The 19,826-nt window shown below is 73.8% G+C and carries 21 protein-coding genes; 11 read left to right on the top strand and 10 right to left on the bottom strand.

Going from position 1 to position 19,826, the window contains the following annotated elements; all coding sequences use genetic code 11:
* Positions 1 to 58 precede the first annotated feature (58 nt).
* A complete protein-coding gene (locus J4E96_RS16335; protein ID WP_227423115.1) occupies positions 59 to 1,456 on the top strand; it encodes a cystathionine beta-synthase in 1,398 nt (465 codons plus the stop codon).
* Here the strand turns inward: J4E96_RS16335 and J4E96_RS16330 are convergent.
* Positions 1,453 to 2,031, bottom strand: coding sequence for a TetR/AcrR family transcriptional regulator (locus tag J4E96_RS16330; protein WP_227423114.1), 579 nt, complete (start codon positions 2,029 to 2,031; stop codon positions 1,453 to 1,455). The two genes, J4E96_RS16335 and J4E96_RS16330, sit on opposite strands and share 4 nt — an antisense overlap.
* Positions 2,024 to 2,917: an alpha/beta fold hydrolase gene (locus J4E96_RS16325; protein WP_227423113.1), complete on the bottom strand. Its 894-nt coding sequence runs from the start codon at positions 2,915 to 2,917 to the stop codon at positions 2,024 to 2,026. The genes J4E96_RS16330 and J4E96_RS16325 overlap by 8 nt, the downstream gene beginning before the upstream one ends.
* A gap of 139 nt (positions 2,918 to 3,056) precedes the next feature.
* On the opposite strand from J4E96_RS16325, the gene J4E96_RS16320 reads away from it, so the two are divergent.
* Positions 3,057 to 3,461: an FKBP-type peptidyl-prolyl cis-trans isomerase gene (locus J4E96_RS16320; protein WP_227423112.1), complete on the top strand. Its 405-nt coding sequence runs from the start codon at positions 3,057 to 3,059 to the stop codon at positions 3,459 to 3,461.
* Positions 3,462 to 3,468: 7 nt separating this feature from the next.
* Entirely contained in the window at positions 3,469 to 3,891 is a 423-nt protein-coding gene (locus tag J4E96_RS16315) for a nitroreductase/quinone reductase family protein (RefSeq protein WP_227423111.1), read from the top strand.
* A gap of 32 nt (positions 3,892 to 3,923) precedes the next feature.
* On the opposite strand, the gene msrA is transcribed toward J4E96_RS16315, so the two are convergent.
* On the bottom strand, positions 3,924 to 4,586 hold the full coding sequence (gene msrA, locus J4E96_RS16310; RefSeq protein WP_227423110.1) for a peptide-methionine (S)-S-oxide reductase MsrA: 663 nt from the start codon (positions 4,584 to 4,586) through the stop codon (positions 3,924 to 3,926).
* A gap of 96 nt (positions 4,587 to 4,682) precedes the next feature.
* Between msrA and J4E96_RS16305 the strand changes: the two genes are divergently transcribed.
* From J4E96_RS16305 to ilvA, 3 genes are read left to right on the top strand one after another with little or no spacing between them, the layout of a single operon-like run.
* Positions 4,683 to 5,906, top strand: a complete 1,224-nt coding sequence (locus J4E96_RS16305; protein WP_227423109.1) for a cystathionine gamma-synthase — start codon at positions 4,683 to 4,685, stop codon at positions 5,904 to 5,906.
* A complete protein-coding gene (locus J4E96_RS16300) occupies positions 5,903 to 7,090 on the top strand; it encodes an AI-2E family transporter (RefSeq protein ID WP_319637696.1) in 1,188 nt (395 codons plus the stop codon). The genes J4E96_RS16305 and J4E96_RS16300 overlap by 4 nt, the downstream gene beginning before the upstream one ends.
* Entirely contained in the window at positions 7,087 to 8,322 is a 1,236-nt protein-coding gene (gene ilvA / locus J4E96_RS16295; protein ID WP_227423108.1) for a threonine ammonia-lyase, read from the top strand. Before J4E96_RS16300 ends, ilvA begins: the two co-directional genes overlap by 4 nt.
* A 1,122-nt stretch (positions 8,323 to 9,444) precedes the next feature.
* Here the strand turns inward: ilvA and greA are convergent.
* Positions 9,445 to 9,930, bottom strand: coding sequence for a transcription elongation factor GreA (gene greA, locus J4E96_RS16290; protein ID WP_227423107.1), 486 nt, complete (start codon positions 9,928 to 9,930; stop codon positions 9,445 to 9,447).
* A gap of 251 nt (positions 9,931 to 10,181) precedes the next feature.
* Positions 10,182 to 10,580, bottom strand: coding sequence for a DUF4307 domain-containing protein (locus J4E96_RS16285; protein ID WP_227423106.1), 399 nt, complete (start codon positions 10,578 to 10,580; stop codon positions 10,182 to 10,184).
* A gap of 97 nt (positions 10,581 to 10,677) precedes the next feature.
* Between J4E96_RS16285 and mca the strand changes: the two genes are divergently transcribed.
* From mca to J4E96_RS16270, 3 genes are read left to right on the top strand one after another with little or no spacing between them, the layout of a single operon-like run.
* Complete coding sequence (gene mca / locus J4E96_RS16280; RefSeq protein ID WP_227423105.1) at positions 10,678 to 11,574, top strand: mycothiol conjugate amidase Mca; 897 nt, start codon at positions 10,678 to 10,680, stop codon at positions 11,572 to 11,574.
* Entirely contained in the window at positions 11,574 to 11,927 is a 354-nt protein-coding gene (locus J4E96_RS16275; RefSeq protein WP_227423104.1) for a hypothetical protein, read from the top strand. Before mca ends, J4E96_RS16275 begins: the two co-directional genes overlap by 1 nt.
* A gap of 18 nt (positions 11,928 to 11,945) precedes the next feature.
* Entirely contained in the window at positions 11,946 to 12,749 is an 804-nt protein-coding gene (locus tag J4E96_RS16270) for a nitrilase-related carbon-nitrogen hydrolase (RefSeq protein WP_227423103.1), read from the top strand.
* 253 nt (positions 12,750 to 13,002) lie between these two features.
* Here the strand turns inward: J4E96_RS16270 and trhA are convergent, their stop codons facing one another.
* Complete coding sequence (gene trhA, locus J4E96_RS16265) at positions 13,003 to 13,716, bottom strand: PAQR family membrane homeostasis protein TrhA (protein ID WP_227423102.1); 714 nt, start codon at positions 13,714 to 13,716, stop codon at positions 13,003 to 13,005.
* Positions 13,717 to 13,923: 207 nt separating this feature from the next.
* On the opposite strand from trhA, the gene J4E96_RS16260 reads away from it, so the two are divergent.
* Together J4E96_RS16260 and J4E96_RS16255 are read left to right on the top strand one after the other, a co-directional pair.
* On the top strand, positions 13,924 to 14,685 hold the full coding sequence (locus tag J4E96_RS16260; protein ID WP_227423101.1) for an isoprenyl transferase: 762 nt from the start codon (positions 13,924 to 13,926) through the stop codon (positions 14,683 to 14,685).
* 286 nt (positions 14,686 to 14,971) lie between these two features.
* Positions 14,972 to 16,333 carry a PhoH family protein gene (locus J4E96_RS16255; RefSeq protein ID WP_227423100.1) on the top strand — a complete coding sequence of 454 codons (1,362 nt, stop codon included), beginning with the start codon at positions 14,972 to 14,974 and terminating at the stop codon, positions 16,331 to 16,333.
* A gap of 24 nt (positions 16,334 to 16,357) precedes the next feature.
* Here J4E96_RS16255 and J4E96_RS16250 read toward each other — a convergent pair whose 3' ends face one another.
* From J4E96_RS16250 to J4E96_RS16235, 4 genes are all read right to left on the bottom strand, one after another.
* Positions 16,358 to 17,779 carry a class II fumarate hydratase gene (locus J4E96_RS16250; RefSeq protein ID WP_227425801.1) on the bottom strand — a complete coding sequence of 474 codons (1,422 nt, stop codon included), beginning with the start codon at positions 17,777 to 17,779 and terminating at the stop codon, positions 16,358 to 16,360.
* A gap of 95 nt (positions 17,780 to 17,874) precedes the next feature.
* Entirely contained in the window at positions 17,875 to 18,513 is a 639-nt protein-coding gene (locus J4E96_RS16245) for a carbonic anhydrase (protein ID WP_227423099.1), read from the bottom strand.
* A 46-nt stretch (positions 18,514 to 18,559) separates the two neighbouring features.
* Complete coding sequence (locus J4E96_RS16240; RefSeq protein ID WP_227423098.1) at positions 18,560 to 19,525, bottom strand: carbohydrate kinase family protein; 966 nt, start codon at positions 19,523 to 19,525, stop codon at positions 18,560 to 18,562.
* The gene (locus J4E96_RS16235; protein ID WP_227423097.1) at positions 19,522 to 19,821 is read right to left on the bottom strand and encodes an exodeoxyribonuclease VII small subunit; all 300 of its coding nucleotides are present in this window, start codon (positions 19,819 to 19,821) and stop codon (positions 19,522 to 19,524) included. The genes J4E96_RS16240 and J4E96_RS16235 overlap by 4 nt, the downstream gene beginning before the upstream one ends.
* Between the last annotated feature and the right edge of the window lie 5 nt (positions 19,822 to 19,826).

The raw sequence follows: 19,826 nt of genomic DNA, 5'->3' as shown, positions 1-19,826 counted from the left end.
TGGCCTTCCACCGGTGCGGACGTTGCGCTTTTCCTCGCCTCTGGAGCGTCCGTCCGGCATGAAGTACGCGCAGCACATCTCCGAGCTCGTCGGCAACACCCCGCTCGTCCGGCTCTCGACCGTCACCCGCGGCCTCGCGGCGACGGTCCTGGTCAAGGTCGAGTACCTCAACCCCGGCGGGTCGGTGAAGGACCGGATCGCGCTCAAGATGATCGAGGCGGCCGAGGCGAGCGGCGAGCTCGCCCCCGGCGGCACGATCGTTGAGCCGACCAGCGGCAACACCGGCGTCGGGCTGGCCCTGGTCGCCCAGCGCAAGGGCTACCGCTGCGTGTTCGTGTGCCCCGACAAGGTGTCCCAGGACAAGCGGGACGTGCTCACGGCGTACGGCGCCGAGGTCGTGGTGACGGCGACCGCGGTCGCCCCCGACCATCCCGACTCCTACTACTCGGTCTCCGACCGGCTCGTCGCCGAGATCGAGGGGGGCTGGAAGCCGAACCAGTACGCGAACGTCAACGGCCCGGCGAGCCACTACGAGACGACCGGCCCCGAGATCTGGGCCGACACCGACGGCACGCTCACGCACTTCGTCGCGGGCGTCGGCACCGGCGGCACGATCACGGGAACCGGGCGGTTCCTCAAGGACGCGAGCGCGGCACGCGCCGGCGGCCGGGTCCGCATCGTCGGCGCCGACCCGGCCGGCTCGGTGTACTCCGGCGGCGACGGCCGCCCCTACCTCGTCGAGGGCGTCGGCGAGGACTTCTGGCCCACGGCCTACGACCCGGCCGTGCCCGACGAGATCCTCGCGGTCTCCGACGCCGACTCGTTCGAGATGACGCGGCGGCTCGCGCGCGAGGAGGGGCTGCTCGTGGGCGGCTCGTCCGGCATGGCCGTCGTCGCCGCCCTGCGCCTGGCCGCGACCCTGGAGAGCGCGGACCCGGCGGCCGCCGCCGCCGCCGTGATCGTCGTGTTGCTGCCCGACGGCGGGCGCGGCTACCTGTCGAAGATCTTCAGCGACCCGTGGATGCGGTCCTACGGCTTCCTGAGCTCCGGCGACGGCGCGAGCGTCGCGGACGTGCTGCGCACCAAGTCGGGCGACCTGCCGAAGCTGGTGCACACGCACCCGACGGAGACGGTCCGGGACGCGATCGAGATCCTGCAGACCTATGGCGTGTCCCAGATGCCGGTGGTCAAGGCCGAGCCGCCGGTGATGCTCGGCGAGGTGGCCGGCGCCGTGAGCGAGCGGCACCTCACCGACGCCGTGTTCTCGGGCGCCGCGTCGCTCGCCGACCGGGTCGACACGCACATGTCCGCGCCGCTCCCGCTGATCGGCACGGGGGAGAGCGTCGAGGCGGCCCGCGCGGCGCTCCGCGACGTCGACGCGCTGCTCGTGGTCGACGACGGCAACCCGATTGGCGTGCTCACCCGGTCCGACCTCCTGGCGTACCTCACCCGCTAGCTCCGCGAGAGCCCGGCGACGAGGGTGGTGACGAGGTAGCGATAGCTCTCGTCGACGTCGTCGGCCATGCGGAAGCCGCCCGTGAGCTCGAACAGGATGAAGCCGTGCAGCGCCGCGCGCAGCGCGCGGATCGCGTCGATCTCGCGGCCGGCCGGGATGCCGAGCCCGCGCAGGCTCGACGCGATCACCTCGATCGAGTGCGCGGCGGCCGCGCGGATCTCGCCGGCCTCCGGGTCGTCGGCCCAGGTCGGCAGCTGCGCCGCGAGGTAGCGCCCGGGCGACGCGTGCGCGAACGCGCGGATCGCGTCGGCCATCGCCCGCGTCGCGGGCGGTCCGGCCAGGCCCGCCGCGGGTGACTCGACGGCCTCGGTCATCCCAGCCACGCAGGCGAGGACGACGGCGCGCCGCAGGTCGGGCAGCCCCGCGACGTGCTTGTACAGGCTCGGCACCGCGACGCCCGCGCGCGCCGCGACGGCGGCGAGGGTGAGCGCCTCGAAGCCGTGCGGGCCGCCGTCGTCCACGACCGCGAGGGCCAGTTCGACGACCGCCTGCCGGGTCAGCCCGGCCCTAGGCACGCGGGCCGGGCGCCCAGCGGGCACCGTCGCGGGGCAGCCCGGCGAGGAACGCGGTCGTGGCGGGGACGACGACCTCGGGCGCCTGGTGCTGCGGGTAGTGGGAGACCCCGGGGATCCAGACCCCCTGCGCGGCGATGGTCTCCTCGATCCACGCGAGCTCGGCCGCGGGGTCGACGAAGTCCGGGTCGAGGCTGCCGAAGAACGCGATCGCGGGGGCGCTGACCTCGCCGAGCCGGGCCTCGACCGGGGCGTGCGTGAGCTGGAGCGCGAGGTGCCGGAACGCTCGCAGCCGGCCGGGGCGCGACAGGCTCGCGCGGATCTCGGCGACGTGCTCGTCGAGCCACGGCGCCTTCGCGCCGCGCGAGAGCGGCGAGCGGTAGTACGCCGCCCAGGCGGCCGCGCCCCAGGGCCGGACGAACAGGCCGCGGTACAGCAGGTGGAGCGCCGCAGCCAGCGCCGGGTGCTGGGCGGGGTTGCGCAGCAGCGGCGCGACCAGGACGAGGCCGGCGACGAGGTCGGGTCGCTCGGCGGCGACCCACGCCGCCGACGCCGCCCCCATCGAGTTGCCGACGAGCACGGCCGGGCCGTGGTCCAGGTGCTCGACGAGGGCGATCAGGTCTCCGCCCGTCGCGACGTCGCCGTGGTGCGCGAAGCTGACGTCGCCGTCGCCGTGCCCACGCAGGTCGGTCGTGGCGACCCGGTAGCCGGCCTCGACCAGCCGCGGGCCGACGTCGCGCCAGGTCGAGCGCAGGTCGCCCATCCCGGGCACGAGCACCAGCAGCGGGCCGGAGCCCTCGACCGTGAACGAGATGCGACCCTCGGGCCGCGACAGGAGCTGAACCGCGGCGCGGATGCCCGCGTGGCCGGAACTTTCGAAGGTGTCCATGACCAAAAGCTAAGGCCATTAGCCAACGCCTGTCAACACCCCGCGGCCACCCGGTTGTGGTCCGGATCCGTGCGCCGAATGCGCGGATCCGGGCCACAACCGCGAAGATGGGGAAAACCCCCGCTCGAGGAGACCCTTCATGACTGCCACCTTGCCGCTCGCGTCCGGTTCCTTCGGCGAGAAGCCCGCGCTCACGTTCCCCGCCACGCCGGCGCCGCCCGAGCTCGAGGTCGTCGTGCTCTCGCCCGGCGACGGGGCGCTCGTCGAGGCCGGCGACGACCTCGTCGTGAACTACCTCGGCCAGACGTGGGGCGGGCACGTGTTCGACAACTCCTACGACCGCGGCTCGTCGATCAACTTCCCGATCGGCGTCGGCGCCGTGATCGCGGGCTGGGACCAGGGCCTGGTCGGCCAGCAGATCGGCGCGCGCGTGCTGCTGTCGATCCCGCCGCACCACGGCTACGGCCCGCGCGGCATGCCGCAGGCCCGGATCAAGGGCACGGACACCCTCGTGTTCGTGGTCGACATCCTCGCGGTCAACTGACACCGAGATGGTCGCCAGCCGCGCCGCCCGCCTCGCGATCCGCGCGCACGCCGCCGTCTTCAGGCTGACCGGCGGCCGGATCGGCGGCCGGCTGGGCCACCTCGAGCAGGTCCTGCTGACGACGACGGGCCGCACCACGGGCGCGTCCCGCACGGTGCCGCTCGCCGTCACGGTGGTCGGCGAGCGGCTCGTCCTGATCGCCTCGGACGGCGGCGCGGCGCACGACCCCGCGTGGTTCCGCAACCTCGTGGCGAATCCGGACGTCCGTCTGCAGCGCGGGGCTGTCAGCCGCGAGATGCGCGCCCGGACCGCCGTCGGGGCCGAGCGCGCCGAGCTCTGGCGCGCCGCCGTGGCCAACAACGCCGGCTACGCGGGCTACCAGCACAGGACCGAGCGGGAGATCCCTGTCGTCGTCGTCGAGCCCCGCTGAGAAGCCTTGCCGGCGAGCCTCGACGCCGCGCGCTAGACGCCGCTCAGCGGGCGCGGGCAGGACACGCCTGTGCCGCCCAGGCCGCAGTACCCGTTCGGGTTCTTCTCGAGGTACTGCTGGTGGTAGCCCTCGGCGTAGAAGAACTCGCCCGCCTCGGCCGCCGGGCGCACCTCGGTCGTGATCGCGCCGTAGCCCGCGCGCGCGAGCTCGGCCTGGTACACCGCCCGGGTCGACTCCGCCGCGGCCGCCTGCTCGGGGTCCGTGGTGTACAGCGCCGACCGGTACTGGGTGCCCCGGTCGTTGCCCTGCGCGAAGCCCTGCGTCGGGTCGTGCGACGTCCAGAACGCCCGGAGCAGCTCGGTGTGCGTGAGCACCTCGGGGTCGTACGCCACGAGCACGGCCTCGGTGTGCCCGGTCATCCCGGTGCACACCTCTTCGTAGCTCGGGTACGGGCTGAATCCGCCCTGGTAGCCGACGGCGGTCGTCACGACCCCGGGTAGGCGCCACATCGCCCGCTCGGCTCCCCAGAAGCACCCCATCGCGAGGTACAGCTGCGCGGTGCCGACTGGCCAGGGCCCCTGCAGCGGCGTGCCGAGGACGGCGTGGTTCGCGGGGATCGGGTAGGTGTAGCCCGCCCGGCCGCGCAGCGCGCGCTCGGGCGTGACCATCGTGGTTCGCAGCACAGATCCGAACATGGAATTCGCCTTCCGTCCGTGAGCAGTTCGCTCGACATGCTCAACGTCGGACGACCCGACGGGTGTTCCCCCGGCCGGGCACCGTAGCCTGGCGGCGTGAGTACTCCATCTTCTGACCTCGAGCCCACCCACGACTGGTCCGCCGCCGCCTTCGCGACCCGCGCGATCCACGCAGGCCAGGACCCGGACCCGGCGACGGGCGCCGTCGTGACGCCGATCTACCAGGTCTCCACGTACAAGCAGGACGGGGTCGGCGGGCTGCGCGGCGGGTACGAGTACTCCCGCTCCGGCAACCCGACCCGCACCGCGCTCGAGGAGGCGCTCGCCGCGGTCGAGGGCGGCGCCCGCGGGTACGCGTTCTCCTCGGGCCTCGCGGCCGAGGACACCCTGCTGCGTGCCGTGCTGCGCCCGGGCGACCATGTCGTCGTGCCGAACGACGCGTACGGCGGCACGTACCGCCTCGTGGCGAAGGTGTTCGGGCCGTGGGGAATCGCGCACACCCCGGTCGACCTGACCGACCTCGACGCCGTGCTCGCGGCCATCGAGCCCGGGCGCACGAAGGTCGTCTGGGTCGAGACCCCGACGAACCCGCTGCTCGGGGTCAGCGACATCGCCGCGATCGCCGCGATGTGCCGCGCCGCCGGCGTGCTGCTCGTGGTCGACAACACGTTCGCGACGCCGTACCTGCAGCAGCCGCTCGCGCTCGGCGCCGACGTCGTCGTGCACTCGACGACCAAGTACATCGGCGGCCACAGCGACGTCGTCGGCGGCGCGCTCGTCGTCGGCGACGGCGCGCAGCTGCCCATCGGCCTCGTCGGGCCGACCGGGACGACGTCGCTCGCGGACGCCGTCGGCTTCCACCAGAACTCCTCGGGCGCCGTGGCGGGCCCGTTCGACGCGTGGCTCACGCTGCGCGGGCTCAAGACCCTCGCGGTCCGGATGGACCGCCACTGCGCCAACGCCGCCGCCGTCGCGGCATTCCTCGAGGCACACCCGAAGGTCACGCAGGTGATCTACCCCGGGCTCGCGTCGCACCCCTCGCACGAGGTCGCGGCGCGCCAGATGAGCGGGTTCGGCGGGATGGTCTCCTTCCGCACGGGCGACGCCGAGACGGCCGTCGCGATGTGTGGCCGGACCCGCGTGTTCACGCTCGCGGAGTCGCTCGGCGGGGTCGAGTCGCTCATCGAGCACCCGGCGCGGATGACGCACGGGTCCGTCGCGGGCACCGCGCTCGAGGTGCCCGACGACCTCGTCCGGGTCTCGGTCGGGATCGAAGGGATCGCCGACCTGATCGCCGACCTGGAGCAGGCGCTGGCATGAGCGAGACCGCCGTCCCCGAGCCCGACGTCGCCGCTCCGGCGGCGTCGGCCGCCGGGGCCACCTCGGCCGGGCCGGCCGCCGGTCGCTCGATGGCGGAGTCCCTGCCGCGCTCGGTCCAGGTGTCCGCGGCGTGGTCGTGGCGCCTGGTCGTGATCGTCGCGGCCACGGCGGGCGCGCTCTGGCTCATCTCGTACTTCAAGGTGCTCGTGGTGGCGGTGCTGGTCGCGCTGCTGCTGTCGGTGCTGCTCGCGCCCGTCGCGACGTTCCTGCGCGAGCGCGCGCGGTTCCCCCGCGCCGTGGCGTCGGCCACCTCCGTCGTCGCGCTGCTCGGCGTCGTCGCGGGCCTGCTGACGCTGGCCGGGAACTCGATCGCGAACGGCTTCGCCGACCTCGCGAGCCAGGCCGAGGCCGGCATCGAGACCACGACGTCGTGGCTCGCGCAGGGCCCGCTGCAGCTCAGCGCGACCCAGATCGACGGGTTCGTCACCCAGATCTCGGACTCGCTGAGCGCCAACTCGTCCTCCCTGCTCTCGGGGGCCCTGTCGGTCACGACGACGCTCGGGCACGTCGCGACCGGCGCGCTCATCGCGCTGTTCTGCACGCTGTTCTTCCTGATCGACGGCGCGCGCGTGTGGGCGTGGCTCATCGGCCTGCTGCCGAACGAGGCCCGCGAGCCCACCCATCAGGCCGGCCGGCGCGGGCTGGTCGCGCTCGGCGCGTACACCCGCACCCAGATCCTGGTGGCGCTGGTCGACGCGGTCGGCATCGGCATCGGCGCCGCGATCCTGCAGGTGCCGCTCGCGCTGCCGCTCGCCACGCTGGTGTTCATCGGCTCGTTCATCCCGATCGTCGGTGCGCTCGTGACCGGGGCGGTGGCGGTGCTGGTCGCGCTTGTCGCGCACGGCCCGCTCGTCGCGCTGCTCATGTTCGCCGTCGTGCTGCTCGTGCAGCAGATCGAGGGCCACGTGCTCCAGCCGCTCCTGATGGGCCACGCGGTCTCGCTGCACCCGGTCGCGGTGATCCTCGCGGTCGCGGGCGGCACGATGGCGGCGGGGATCGTCGGCGCGCTGTTCGCGGTGCCCGTGGTCGCCGTGGTCAACACCGTCGTGCTGTACCTGCACGGGCACGACAAGTACCCCGAACTCGGGACCGCACCGGGGCTGCAGCTGCGGGGGCCCGCATGACGGCCCGGACCGCGGCGCCGGCGCCGGCGGTCACGCTCGAGGACGTGCGCGCGGCCGCGCGGCTGCTCGACGGCGTCGCAACGCTGACCCCGGTGGAGGAGAGCCGCGGGCTGTCCGCGATCGCGGGCACCCGGGTCGTGCTCAAGTGCGAGAACCTGCAGCGCGCCGGGTCGTTCAAGATTCGCGGCGCCTACGTGCGCATGGCCCAGCTCACGGCCGCCGAGCAGGCCCGCGGCGTCGTCGCGGCGAGCGCCGGCAACCACGCGCAGGGGGTCGCGCTCGCGGCCCAGCTGCTCGGCATCGACGCGATCGTCTACATGCCGACCGACGCCGCGCTGCCCAAGATCGCCGCGACGCGCGAGTACGGGGCGCAGGTCCGGCTCGTCGGCACGACGGTGGACGAGGCGCTCGTGGCCGCGCTGGCGGAGTCGTGCACGACCGGGGCCGTCCTGATCCACCCGTTCGACCATCCCGACATCGTCGCGGGCCAGGGCACGCTCGCGCTCGAGGTCCTCGAGCAGGTGCCGCAGGTGCGCACGATCATCGTCCCGGTCGGCGGCGGCGGGCTCGCGGCGGGCGTGGCCACCGTGGTGCGGGCGCTGCGGCCCGACGTGCGCGTCGTCGGGGTCCAGGCGGCGAACGCGGCCGCCTACCCGGCGTCGATCGCCGTCGGGCATCCCGTGGCGGCGACCGGCATGTCGACGATGGCCGACGGCATCGCGGTCGGGACGCCGGGGCTGGTGCCGTTCACGCTGCTGCAGGAGGCGGGCACCGAGGTGCGCACCGTCTCCGAGGAGGACCTCTCGCGCGCGCTGCTGCTGATCGCCGAGCGCGGCAAGCTGCTGGTCGAACCGTCGGGCGCCGCCGCGGTGGCGGCGCTGATGGCCGATCCGGGCGGCTTCGAGGGCCCGGTCGTGGCGATCCTCTCGGGCGGGAACATCGACCCGCTCGTGCTGCTGCGGGTGGTCCGGCACGGCCTCGCCTCGGCCGGCCGGTACCTGCAGTGCCGCGTGCGGATCGACGACCGGCCCGGCTCGCTCGCCAGCCTGCTCGCCGAGTTCGCCGCGAGCGGCGGGAACGTCATGGACGTCGGGCACGTGCGCACGGGGGTCGACCTCGCGATCGACGAGGTCGAGATCGACGTGCAGCTCGAGACGAAGGGCCCCGAGCACTGCCACGACGTGCTCGAGCACATCCGCGCGGCCGGCTTCCGCATCGTCAAGCAGCGCTAGCGGGGGCGGAGCTCGCGGTCCGGTTCGTCGGCCAGCGCGGCGGGATTTCTGACCCCGCGGGATGCGAACGCTGCCGTAAGGCGGGCCTCGATGATGCCCAGCGCCGGAGCACAGGTCGGCCAGCAGGACGATGGACCGCCACCGGAGGTCCTCCTGCTCCTTGCGATGGATGTCGCGTACGTACTGGGCGCGGTCGCGCTGGTGATGGGCGCCGTCGTACTCGATCGCGAGGCGCAGCGCGGGCCAGCACAGGTCCGGCCGCGCTATCCAGCAGCCCAGGTCGTCGAACAGGTCCGCCCCGACGAGCGGGCAGGGAATGCCCGACGCGATGAGCTGCAGGCGCACCCGGGTCTCCATCGGCGAGTCGACGAAGTGGCGAGCGCGCGCGAGCGCCTGCCGGAGCGCGCGGCACCCGCGCCGCCCGGCCGCCCGCTCGAGGGCGGCCGTGAGCTGCGCGGTGGTCGTGCCGGGGTAGCGGAGCGCCAGGACGGCATCCGTGAGGATCACGAGGTCGACGGGGTCGAGCGTCGCGCCCAGGTCGACCCAGGTGCGCACGACCGACGTGAGGCGAACACCGCGGCGAGCGGCGGCGTCGGCGGGGAGCAGTCCCTGGTGCGGGGCGACCCCGCGCGCGTCGACCGGGAGGCGGCCCGGCGGGCCGATGACGTGCACGGGGGCCGCGCGAGAACGCGGCGTCGCCGGGCAGCTGGAGGCCGAGCGCGCGACATCGGGTCGCGAGGTCGGCGGCGTCGGCGGCGGGCATGCGGACGCCGCGCATCGGTGCGACGAGGGTCGGACCGGGCAGCCGACGGCGCGGGACGCCCGCCGCGATCGCCTCAGCGACGCGGACGGGGCGGGTCAGGTCGAACGGGATCTCGGGCATGCCCGCGACCCTGACCGCTCTCGTGCCGTCGCTCCAGCGATCAGGCCGCCGCCGGTGCGCAACCCGTCGCCAGCTCCGCCTGGGGTCGGCCCGCCGTCGGCCCGAACGCTGCGCGGCGCTGCGCGCCGAGGCGCTCCGGAACGACGAACTGGGAGCAGTGGTCGCCCGGAGGCAGAGAACTCGACCACTACTCCCAGTTCGCGCGCGTGCCGAAGCGTCCCGGCGCGCAGCGGTGCTCGTCAGCCGGTGAAGGGCTTCGCCGCGACGATCTTGACCGCGATCTCCTTGCCGTTCGGGGCCGTGTAGCTCACCTTGTCGGACACCTTGTGCCCGCTGATCGCGGCACCGAGGGGTGACGTAGGCGAGTAGACCTCGATCTCGGTGGACCCGGCGATCTCGCGCGAGCCCAGCAGGAACGTCATCGTGTCGCCCGCGACGACAGCCGTGACCACCATGCCCGGCTCGACGACGCCGTCGTCGCGCGGGACCCCGATCTCCACGTTGCGGAGCTTGGCCTCGAGCTCGCGGATGCGAGCCTCCATCTTGGCCTGCTCCTCGCGGGCGGCGTGGTACCCGCCGTTCTCCTTGAGGTCACCCTCGTCGCGCGCCGCGGCGATCTTCTCGGTGATGTCGGCCCGGCCCGGCCCGCTCAGCTTGTCGAGCTCGGCCTTGAGCCGGTCGTAAGCGTCCTGGGTCAGCCATGTGACGGCAGCTGTCTCGGTCATGATCGCTCCTTCCTTGCATCTACTTCGCGTGAAGGCACACCCGGAAGACCGGGTGTGCCTCGGAACTGCGCTGCGAGAACGAACGGCACAGTGGATCGATCGACGCAGCGAAACCGTTGCGTCGGGGGCGTGCGACGGCGTCGGCCTGCGGCTGGGTGGAGCCGGGGACGGCGTCTGAATCGGTCAGCCTAGCAAGCCGCGGCCGAGTTGACCCGCTGGCCGGGCGCATTCGGGCGGGCAACCTCTCGGGGTCAGCCCGCCGCGACGACCTCGCACGAGTCGACGAGCCCGGTCACCGCCAGCTCCTGGGTGGCCACGGTGACGGTGTGCCGCACCGTCTGGGTCGTGGCCGGCCCCGCGGTGACCCGAATCACCCCGACCTCTGCGTAGCCCCTGTTCAGGGCGTGCACCATGCACTCGACGGTCGACTCGGGGTCCTTGGTCACCTCGAACGTGACGTCGACGCGCTCGGCGCCCTTGACCGAGAAGCCCACGTCGCTCCACTTCACGGGGTCTTGCACGATCCCGATGCCGAGCCAGACGACCAGCGCGAGCGCGAGCGCGCCACCGATCCAGGCGGCGGCGATCGCGGCGCGGTGCCGGCGCGCGGTCGGCGCAGGGCCGTACCGGCCGACCGTCGACTGGCTCATGGGTATCCTCCCGGTGAAGCGCGGCACTGCGGGTGCGAGAGCATTGTCCCTCGACCCCGCCGCCGGGTGAGCCGCAGCGGTCAACGCAGGAGGATTCGTGAGCACAGAGCAGCTTCGGCTCATGGCCGTGCACGCCCATCCCGACGACGAGTCGAGCAAAGGCGCAGCGACCATGGCGCGCTACGTCGACCAGGGCGTCGACGTGCTCGTGGTCACCTGCACGGGCGGTGAGCGCGGCGACATCCTCAACCCGCAGTACCCGCCGGTCGAGGGCGGGGCGCCGGCGATGCAGGCGATCCGGCGCGCCGAGATGGCCGCCGCCGCGGCGGCGCTTGGGGTCACGCAGCGCTCGCTCGGCTTCGTCGACTCGGGCCTGCCCGAGGGGGAGCCGCTGCCCCCGTTGCCATCCGGCTGCTTCGCCCTGACCCCGCTCGAGGTCGCGGCGGCGGAACTCGTCGAGGTGGTCCGCGAGTTCCGCCCGCATGTCATGACGACCTACGACCCGAGCGGGGGCTATCCGCACCCGGACCACGTGATGACCCACAAGGTGGCGGTGGAGGCCTTCGAGGCCGCCGGCGACGCCGCGCGGTACCCGGACCGGGGCGAGCCCTGGCAGCCCCTCAAGCTCTACTACAACCACGGCTTCTCGATGCTCCGCATGCGCGCGATGCACGAGGCCATCGTCGAGGCCGGCGGCGAGTCGCCGTTCGGCGAGTGGATCGAGTCGCGGCAGGCGCTCGACGTCCCGGAGCGCGCCGTGACGACGCAGATCGACTGCGCCGCCTGGTTCGGGCGGCGCGACGACGCGCTGCGGGCGCACGCGACGCAGATCGACCCCGACGGCTTCTTCTTCGCGATCCCGCGCGAGATCGAGGCCGAGACCTGGCCGTTCGAGGATTTCGAGCTCGCGGTCTCGCACGTCGCCACGACCCTGCCGGAGGATGACCTGTTCGCCGGGATCCCGGGCGCCGGCGGCCGAACGGACGGCGCCTGATGCCGGCCGTCGGCGGCACGCTCGACCTCGCGGCGATCGGCACCGGATCGGCGCTCGAGGGGGCGATCGCCTCGACGTCGACGCCGTCGCCTGCGCCCACGTCGAACCTGCAGGAGGGCATCGAGCCGGGCCTCGTCTCGCCCGGGCTCCTCGGCTTCCTGCCCGTTTTCGCGATCGCGCTCGTGTGCATCGGGCTGTTCCTGTCGCTCACCGCGAAGCTGCGCAAGGTCAACCACCGGCAGGCCCGGCTCGACGCCGAGGAGGCGGCCGCGGCCGACGCAGCCACCGCGGTCGGCGCAGACCCCGCGGCCGACGCCGGCACGGGCCGTCCCGCCGACGAGTCGCCCCGGTGATGCGCCGGTGAGGCTCCGGTGACCGTCCGGGTCGCGGTCGGGCAGCTCGCGGTCAGCACCGACCGGGCGGCGAACCTGCGCCAGGCCCTGGCCGCGGCCGACGACGCCGCGCGGGCCGGCGCCGACCTGCTCGTGCTGCCCGAGTACTCCGCCTGCTTCGACCCCCGCGGCGTCGGACCCGAGCACGCGCAGGCGCTGGACGGGCCGTACATCGGCGGGCTGCAGGCCAAGGCCGCCGCGGCCGGGCTGGCCGTGATCGCCGGCACGACGTTGCCGGGGGAGAACGCCGGCCGCGCCGTGAACGCGGTCGTGGCGATCGACGCCGCCGGCGCGGTCGCGGGCGTGTATCGCAAGATCCACCTCTACGACGCGTTCGGCCAGCGCGAGTCCGACCTGCTCGAGGCCGGCCCCGCCGAGGCGCCGCCCGTCGTGCTCGCCGTCGCCGGGCTCCGGTTCGCGGTCATGACCTGCTACGACCTGCGGTTCCCCGAGCTGGCCCGGCGCCTCGTCGACGCCGGCGGTCAGGTGCTCGTGGTCCCGGCGGCATGGGCGGCCGGCCCGCTCAAGGCGGAGCACTGGCGGGCCCTCGCGATCGCGCGCGCGATCGAGAACACGAGCGCCGTCGTCGCGGTCGGCCAGGCCGGGCGGGGCGTCGTCGGCCGCTCACTCGTCGTCGGGGCGGACGGCGTGGTGCAGCTCGAGCTGGGCGCGGCACCCGAGCTCGCGTGCGCGGACCTCGACCCGGGCGCGCTCGTCGCGGTCCGCGACCGCAACCCGTCGCTGGCGAACCGGCGCTACGCCGTCGTGCCGCGCACGAGCTGACCGAACTGGCGTCAGGGGCGTCGTGCCGCGCCCCGAGCGAGTGCGCCGGTCCGACCGACTGCCCGCGTGAGCAACGCCGGCAGCTCGGCTCGGCTCAAGTGTGGGCAATCGGCTCCGACCGGCGCGCGTGTGGGCAAACTGTCCCCTGACGTCCCTCGTCACCAGCAGATCGCCCACAGGCGCGCGCAGGAGAGCCGATTGCCCACACTGGGTAGGGGTAGGGGTAGGGGTAGGGGCAGGGGTAGGCGCAGGCTCAGCGCAGGCTGTAGGCCGCGATCGAGACCGCGATGTAGTTGCAGGTGAAGCCCACGACGGTCAGCGCGTGGAACACCTCGTGGAACCCGAACCAGCGCGGGCTCGGGTTCGGCCGCTTCAGCGCGTACACGACGGCGCCCGCGATGTACGCGACGCCGCCGCCGACGACGAGCCACACGATCGCCGGCCCACCCGTCTCCGCGAACTGCGGGAGGAAGCCGAGGTTGACGCAGCCGAGCGCGACGTACACGGGCGTGTAGACCCACCGCGGCGCGCCGAGCCAGATGACCCGGCCGAGGAGTCCGAGGAACGCGCCGGTCCACACGATCCACAGCAGGATGCGCGCGGTCGAGGCGGACAGCAGGATGACCGCGAGCGGGGTGCAGGTGCCGGCGATGATGAGAAAGATGTTCGAGTGGTCGACGCGGCGCAGCACGCCCGTCACGCGCGGCGACCACGTGCCGCGGTGGTAGACGGCGCTCACGCCGAACAGCAGCACCGACGTGAGGCCGAAGACGGCGGTCGCCGCCTTGGCGTCCGGCGTCGGGGTGAGCACGACGAGCACGATGACGGCGACCAGCACGATCGGGAACATGCCGGCATGGATCCAGCCCCGCAGCTTCGGCTTGACGGCCTCGGCGACCTGCGCGGCGCCTTCGCGCAGGGCGGCACCCGCGGTCTCGCTCGGCGTCGCCGCTCGACTTCGTCCCATCGGGGTGGCTCTCCTTCGGTGCTCTGCTCTGCTGTGCAGTCCGGTGCACGCTGTCCGCGCCGGACGTTCCGGCTCCAGGTTACTGCACCGTAGGTTAGGCCGATCGCGGCCGACGGCGGGTGTGTCGGGCCAGGAATCGGCGTCGTCCCGGCGCCGGCTGGGGGTAGCGTGAGGCGACTCGCTACCCCCTGCCGGAAGGTCCACCGCGTGCGCCTGCCCCAGGTGTTGTACGGGCTGTACGAGCGGCGTCTCGCGTCGTCGCTCCCGCTCGGATCGATCCCGCGGCACGTCGGGGTGATCCTCGACGGCAACCGGCGCTGGGCCCGGTCCTTCGGCGAGCCCGCGTCGACCGGCCACCGCAAGGGCGCCGACAAGATCACCGAGCTGCTCGGGTGGTCCGAGGAGGTCGGCGTCGAGGTCGTGACCTTGTGGATGCTCTCGACCGACAACCTGAACCGGGACTCGGGCGAGCTCGCCGAGCTGGTGACGATCATCACCGACGCCGTGTGCCACCTCGCCGACACCGGCCGCTGGCGGATCCAGGTCATGGGCGACCTCGACCTGCTGCCCGCCGGGTCGGCGGACGCGCTGCGCAGCGCGGAGAAGCGCACGCACGACGTGCTCGGCCTGCACGTGAACGTCGCGATCGGGTACGGCGGCAGGCACGAGATCGCCGACGCGGTCCGCTCGCTGCTGCGCGAGCACGTGCAGCGGGGCACGACGCTCGCCGAGCTGGCCGAGTCGTTCGACGTCGAGAACATCGCCGATCACCTGTACACGCGCGGGCAGCCCGATCCCGAGCTCGTGATCCGCACCTCCGGCGAGCAGCGCCTGGGCGGGTTCCTGCTCTGGCAGAGCGCCCATTCCGAGTTCTACTTCTGCGAGGCCTACTGGCCCGACTTCCGGCGGGTGGACTTCCTGCGGGCGCTGCGCGCCTTCGCCGCGCGCGAGCGCCGCCTCGGCCGCTGAACGCTCGGCCGACGAAACACCGCCAGATGAACAGCGGGTGATCTCGCGTGAACGTCATGTTTCGCGTTGGCGTGTCGCATCCGGGGGGTTGACGCCCGGGCGTAGCGTCCCGCGGTAACGGACGGCAACCGTCGTCCCCAGGAGGCCAGCCCATGGAGCGAAAGCTCTCGGGGGAGGGCCGGATCCGGCCCTCGCGGCCGCCCGACCCCCACCCAGTCGCCGACCGACGGCCCCGCGCCGTCGTGAGGTAGCGAGAACGGCGCTTCGGCGCCGAAGGGAGCCCGCCGTGGACACTAAGGCAACGAGCCAGGAGACCGCACGCACCGAGGGGTCGAACCCCGACGGCCGTCGCACGTATGTTCTCGACACCTCGGTCCTCCTGTCCGACCCGAGGGCGATCCTGCGCTTCGCGGAGCACGACGTCGTCCTGCCCGTCGTGGTGATCACGGAGCTCGAGGCGAAGCGCCACCACGCGGAGCTCGGCTACTTCGCCCGGTCGGCCCTGCGGCTGCTCGACGACCTGCGGATAGAACACGGCCGGCTCGACCAGCCGATCCCGATCGGCGACCTCGGCGGCACGCTGCACGTCGAGCTCAACCACACGAGCTCCGAGCAGCTCCCGGTCGGGTTCCGGCTCGGCGACAACGACAACCGGATCCTCGCCGTCGCGAAAAATCTCGCGCTCGAGGGCCAGGACGTCACGCTCGTGTCCAAGGACCTGCCGATGCGGGTCAAGGCGTCGGCGGTCGGGCTGCAGGCGCAGGAGTACCGCGCCGAGCTCGCGGTCGACTCGGGCTGGACGGGCATGGACACGCTCGACGTGTCCGAGGCCCAGATGGCCGCGACCTGGGAGCACGAGTCGATCGAGCTCGCCGAGGTCGAGGGCGCGGCCGAGCGCCAGCTGCTGTGCCACACCGGCCTCGTGCTGCGCTCGCCGCGCGGGTCCGCGCTCGGCCGGGTCACGGCCGACAAGCACGTGCAGCTCGTGCGCGGCGACCAGGACGTCTTCGGCCTGCACGGCCGGAGCGCGGAGCAGCGCATCGCGATCGACCTGCTGCTCGACCCGGACATCGGGATCGTCTCGCTCGGCGGGCGCGCCGGCACGGGCAAGTCGGCGCTCGCGCTGTGCGCGGGCCTCGAGGCCGTGCTCGAGCGCCGCCAGCACCGCAAGGTGATGGTGTTCCGGCCCCTGTACGCCGTCGGCGGCCAGGACCTCGGCTACCTGCCCGGGGGCGAGTCGGAGAAGATGAACCCGTGGGCGCAGGCCGTCTTCGACACGCTCGAGGCGCTCGTGTCCAAGGAGGTCGTCGAGGAGATCATGGACCGCGACCTCCTCGAGGTCCTGCCCCTGACGCACATCCGCGGCCGCTCGCTCCAGGACGCCTACGTGATCGTGGACGAGGCGCAGTCGCTCGAGCGCAACGTGCTGCTCACGGTCCTGTCCCGGATCGGGCAGAGCTCGCGGGTGGTCCTCACGCACGACGTCGCGCAGCGCGACAACCTGCGCGTCGGACGGCACGACGGCGTCGCCGCGGTGATCGAGGCGCTCAAGGGCCACCCGCTGTTCGCGCACGTGACCCTCACCCGCTCCGAGCGCTCCCCGGTGGCCGCGCTCGTCACGGAGATGCTCGAGGGCATCGAGGTCTAGCGCCGACGGCGCGGCTCCCGCGGGTCAGGCCCGCGGGGGCCGCGTCATCGTCATCACGTCGAGGGCGGCGTCGAGGTCGGCCGCCGAGAGCTCGCCGCGATCGACGAAGCCGAGCGCGAGGACGGCCTCGCGGACCGTGACCGCGTGCTTGACGGCGTACTTCGCGACCTTCGCGGCGGACTCGTACCCGATCACGCGGTTGAGCGGCGTGACGATCGAGGGCGAGGACTCCGCGAGCGCTCGGGACCGGGCGACGTTCGCCACGATCCCGGCCACCGCCTTGTCGGCCAGCACCGTCGACGCGTTCGTGAGCAGTCGGATCGACTCCAGGACGCCGAGGGCGATGACGGGGATCTGTACGTTGAGCTCGAACGAGCCGCTCGCGCCCGCCCACGCGACCGTGGCGTCGTTGCCGATCACGCGCGCCGCAACCATGAGCACGGCCTCGGGGATGACCGGGTTGACCTTGCCGGGCATGATCGACGAGCCGGGCTGCAGGTCCGGGATCGCGATCTCGCCGAGCCCGGTGTTCGGGCCGGAGCCCATCCAGCGCAGGTCGTTGCAGATCTTCGTCAGGCTCACCGCGACGGTGCGCAGCACCCCTGACAGCTCCACGAGCCCGTCGCGGGTGCCCTGCGCCTCGAAGTGGTTGCGGGCCTCGGTCAACGGCAGCCCCGTGTCCTCGACCAGCAGCTCGATGACCCGCTGCGGGAACCCGGCCGGGGTGTTGATCCCGGTGCCGACGGCGGTCCCGCCGAGCGGGACCTCGGCGGCCCGGGGGAGCGCCGCCTCGAGCCGCTCGACCCCGTACCGGATCGCGGCCGCGTACCCGCCGAACTCCTGGCCGAGCGTGACCGGCGTCGCGTCCATCAGGTGCGTGCGGCCTGCCTTGACCACGTCCGCGAACTCGACGGCCTTCGCCTCGAGGGTCGCCGCGAGGTGGTCCAGCGCGGGCACGAGGTCGCGGACCACGCCCGCTGTGGCCGCGACGTGCACCGACGTCGGGAACACGTCGTTCGACGACTGGGACGCGTTGACGTGGTCGTTCGGGTGCACCTCGCGCCCGAGCCGGCGCGTGGCCAGGGTCGCGATGACCTCGTTCGCGTTCATGTTCGACGACGTGCCGGAGCCGGTCTGGAAGATGTCGATCGGGAAGTCGACGTCGTGCGCGCCGGAGGCGACGTCGTCGGCGGCGAGCGCGATCGCGGCGGCCACGTCGGGCTCGAGGACGCCGAGCTCGGCGTTCGCCCGGGCCGCGGCCTTCTTCACGCGTGCGAGCGCCTCGATGTGCGAGCGCTCGAGGTGCACGCCGGAGATCGGGAAGTTCTCGACCGCGCGCTGCGTCTGCGCGCGGTAGAGCGCGGCGGCGGGCACGCGCACGTCGCCCATCGTGTCGTGCTCGATCCGGTATCCGGGGTCGAGGGGCGTGGCGGGCTCGGGGGGCATGGCGGGGTTCACGGGCATCGCGGGCTCGGGGGTGGTCGCGCGGACGGCGTTGTCGGTCATGACGTTCATCGTGCCCGAGATCGCCGGCCCGGGCGTCATTTCTCCAGGTCGATGCCCACCGACTCGACGACGCTGACGCGGCCGTCCGCGAGCGTGTACTCGACGCCCACGATCGCGCACCTCCCGGCCGCGATCGCCTCCGACAGCCCGGCGGAGTAGCTCTGCAGCATCTGCACCGTGTGCCGCGTGTGCTCGCGGCCGAGCGCCGCGGCGTCGAGCGACGCGAGCGCGCCGAGCCCGCCGCCGCCGAGGCCGACGATGCTCGGGATGACGCGGTCGACGATCGCCCGGACGAAGCCGCGGGGGAGCTCGCCGGTGGTCAGCGCGGCCGCGGCCGCGGCGACCGCGCCGCAGTGGTCGTGCGCGAGCACGACGACCAGGGGTGTGCCGAGCAGGTCGACGCCGTACTCGATCGACCCGACGACCGTCGTGTCGAGCACGTGGCCGGCCGTGCGCACCACGAACAGGTCGCCCAGGCCCTGGTCGAACACGATCTCGGCGGCGACGCGCGAGTCCGAGCAGCCGAGGATGACGGCGAACGGCTGCTGCTCGAGGCTGAGCTCGGCGCGACGGTCCGCGCTCTGGGACGGGTGCTCCATCTCGCCGGCCACGAACCGGGCGTTCCCGTCGCGGAGCAGGGCCCACGCCGCGGCCGGGGTCAGGGGGTTTGCCATGGGGCTCATCCTCGCAGGCCGCCGGTCGGCGCGCGCCCGGTCGCCCTCAGGCGGTGAGCTCCGCGGCCCACGGCGGGTTCGCGCCGGGCCGCGAGACGGTGATCCCCGCGATGCGGGCCGAGCGCTCGAGGATCGCGGTGAGCGTGGCCGCGTCGATCTCGGCGAGGGCGCGGCGCCGGTCCGCGCCGAGCAGGTCGGCGGTCCACAGGCCGTCGATCAGGCCCGACATGAACGAGTCGCCCGCGCCGACGGTGTCGGCGACCGTGACCGCGACGGCGGGCACCTCGAGGCGCAGGCCGGCCGAGGTCACCGCGAGCACGCCCGCGGCGCCCCGGGTCACCACCACGAGCGCCGGGCCGCCGAGCGCCCACCGGGCCGCGACGTCGGCCGCCGGCACGCCGGGCTCGAGCCAGGCGAGGTCCTCGTCGCTGGCCTTGACGACGTCCGCTAGGGCGACGAGGCGCTCGACCAGCGGCCGCGCGCTCTCCGCGCTGCCGAGCAGCGCGGGCCGGATGTTCGGGTCGTACGTCACGGTCGACCGGTCCCGGGCAGCCGCGAGGATCGCGAGCACGGCGGCGCCGCCGGGGGCGAGCGCGGCGCCGATGGTGCTGCTGTGCACGACGACGGCGTCGGCCGGCAGCTCGACGTCGGCGGGCACCTGCCAGTCGAGGTCGAAGGTGTAGGTCGCGGCCCCGGTGGCGTCCAGCGTCGCGATCGCGACGGGCGTCGACGCCGCCGTGTCGCTGCCGGCGACGAGGTGGACGGCGGAGCTCTCCAGGTGCGCGCGCACCAGGTCCCCGTGGGCGTCGGGCCCGAACCAGGTCAGCAGCTCGACACCCCGCCCGAGCCGGCCCAGCCCGATCGCGACGTTCGCGGGGCTGCCACCCGGGTGCTCGTCGACCGTCCCGTCCAGGCGGCGCACGACGTCGACGAGCGCCTCGCCGACGACCAGGGCGCGGGCCCCGGCCGCAGGGGGCGTGCCGACGTCGCCGGCCGCGGCGGGGGTGCTCACGCGTCCGGTCCGGTCGCGTGCTGCTGGCCCGGCGCTGCGTCGTCTCCCTCGACCGTCCGGGCGGTGGACAGCCGTTCGCGCGCGCCGTCGAGCCACTGCTGGCAGCGCGCCGCGAGCGCCTCGCCCCGCTCCCAGAGCGTGAGCGACTCCTCGAGCGTGGCCCCGCCCGCCTCGAGCCGGGAGACGACGGAGATGAGCTCGTCGCGGGCCTGCTCGTAGCTGAGCGACGCGAGGTCGTCCTGCGCTGCGCTGCGGATGGGCGGTCTGGTCGTCGTCGGCACGGGCTCAGTATCCATCGGTT

Source organism: Pengzhenrongella sicca (assembly GCF_017569225.1).
In the GTDB taxonomy this organism is placed as follows: Bacteria; Actinomycetota; Actinomycetes; order Actinomycetales; family Cellulomonadaceae; genus Pengzhenrongella; species Pengzhenrongella sicca.
This window is presented reverse-complemented; position numbering and strand designations above follow the sequence as displayed.

Coding starts and splice junctions, on each gene's coding strand:
- J4E96_RS16285 (WP_227423106.1), bottom strand. CDS start 10,580: ATGAGCCAGTCGACGGTCGGCCGGTACGGCCCTGCGCCGACCGCGCGC.
- J4E96_RS16315 (WP_227423111.1), top strand. CDS start 3,469: ATGGTCGCCAGCCGCGCCGCCCGCCTCGCGATCCGCGCGCACGCCGCC.
- msrA (WP_227423110.1), bottom strand. CDS start 4,586: ATGTTCGGATCTGTGCTGCGAACCACGATGGTCACGCCCGAGCGCGCG.
- J4E96_RS16275 (WP_227423104.1), top strand. CDS start 11,574: ATGCCGGCCGTCGGCGGCACGCTCGACCTCGCGGCGATCGGCACCGGA.
- J4E96_RS16250 (WP_227425801.1), bottom strand. CDS start 17,779: ATGCCCCCCGAGCCCGCCACGCCCCTCGACCCCGGATACCGGATCGAG.
- J4E96_RS16335 (WP_227423115.1), top strand. CDS start 59: ATGAAGTACGCGCAGCACATCTCCGAGCTCGTCGGCAACACCCCGCTC.
- J4E96_RS16235 (WP_227423097.1), bottom strand. CDS start 19,821: ATGGATACTGAGCCCGTGCCGACGACGACCAGACCGCCCATCCGCAGC.
- J4E96_RS16300 (WP_319637696.1), top strand. CDS start 5,903: ATGAGCGAGACCGCCGTCCCCGAGCCCGACGTCGCCGCTCCGGCGGCG.
- greA (WP_227423107.1), bottom strand. CDS start 9,930: ATGACCGAGACAGCTGCCGTCACATGGCTGACCCAGGACGCTTACGAC.
- trhA (WP_227423102.1), bottom strand. CDS start 13,716: ATGGGACGAAGTCGAGCGGCGACGCCGAGCGAGACCGCGGGTGCCGCC.
- J4E96_RS16245 (WP_227423099.1), bottom strand. CDS start 18,513: ATGGCAAACCCCCTGACCCCGGCCGCGGCGTGGGCCCTGCTCCGCGAC.
- ilvA (WP_227423108.1), top strand. CDS start 7,087: ATGACGGCCCGGACCGCGGCGCCGGCGCCGGCGGTCACGCTCGAGGAC.
- J4E96_RS16320 (WP_227423112.1), top strand. CDS start 3,057: ATGACTGCCACCTTGCCGCTCGCGTCCGGTTCCTTCGGCGAGAAGCCC.
- J4E96_RS16325 (WP_227423113.1), bottom strand. CDS start 2,917: ATGGACACCTTCGAAAGTTCCGGCCACGCGGGCATCCGCGCCGCGGTT.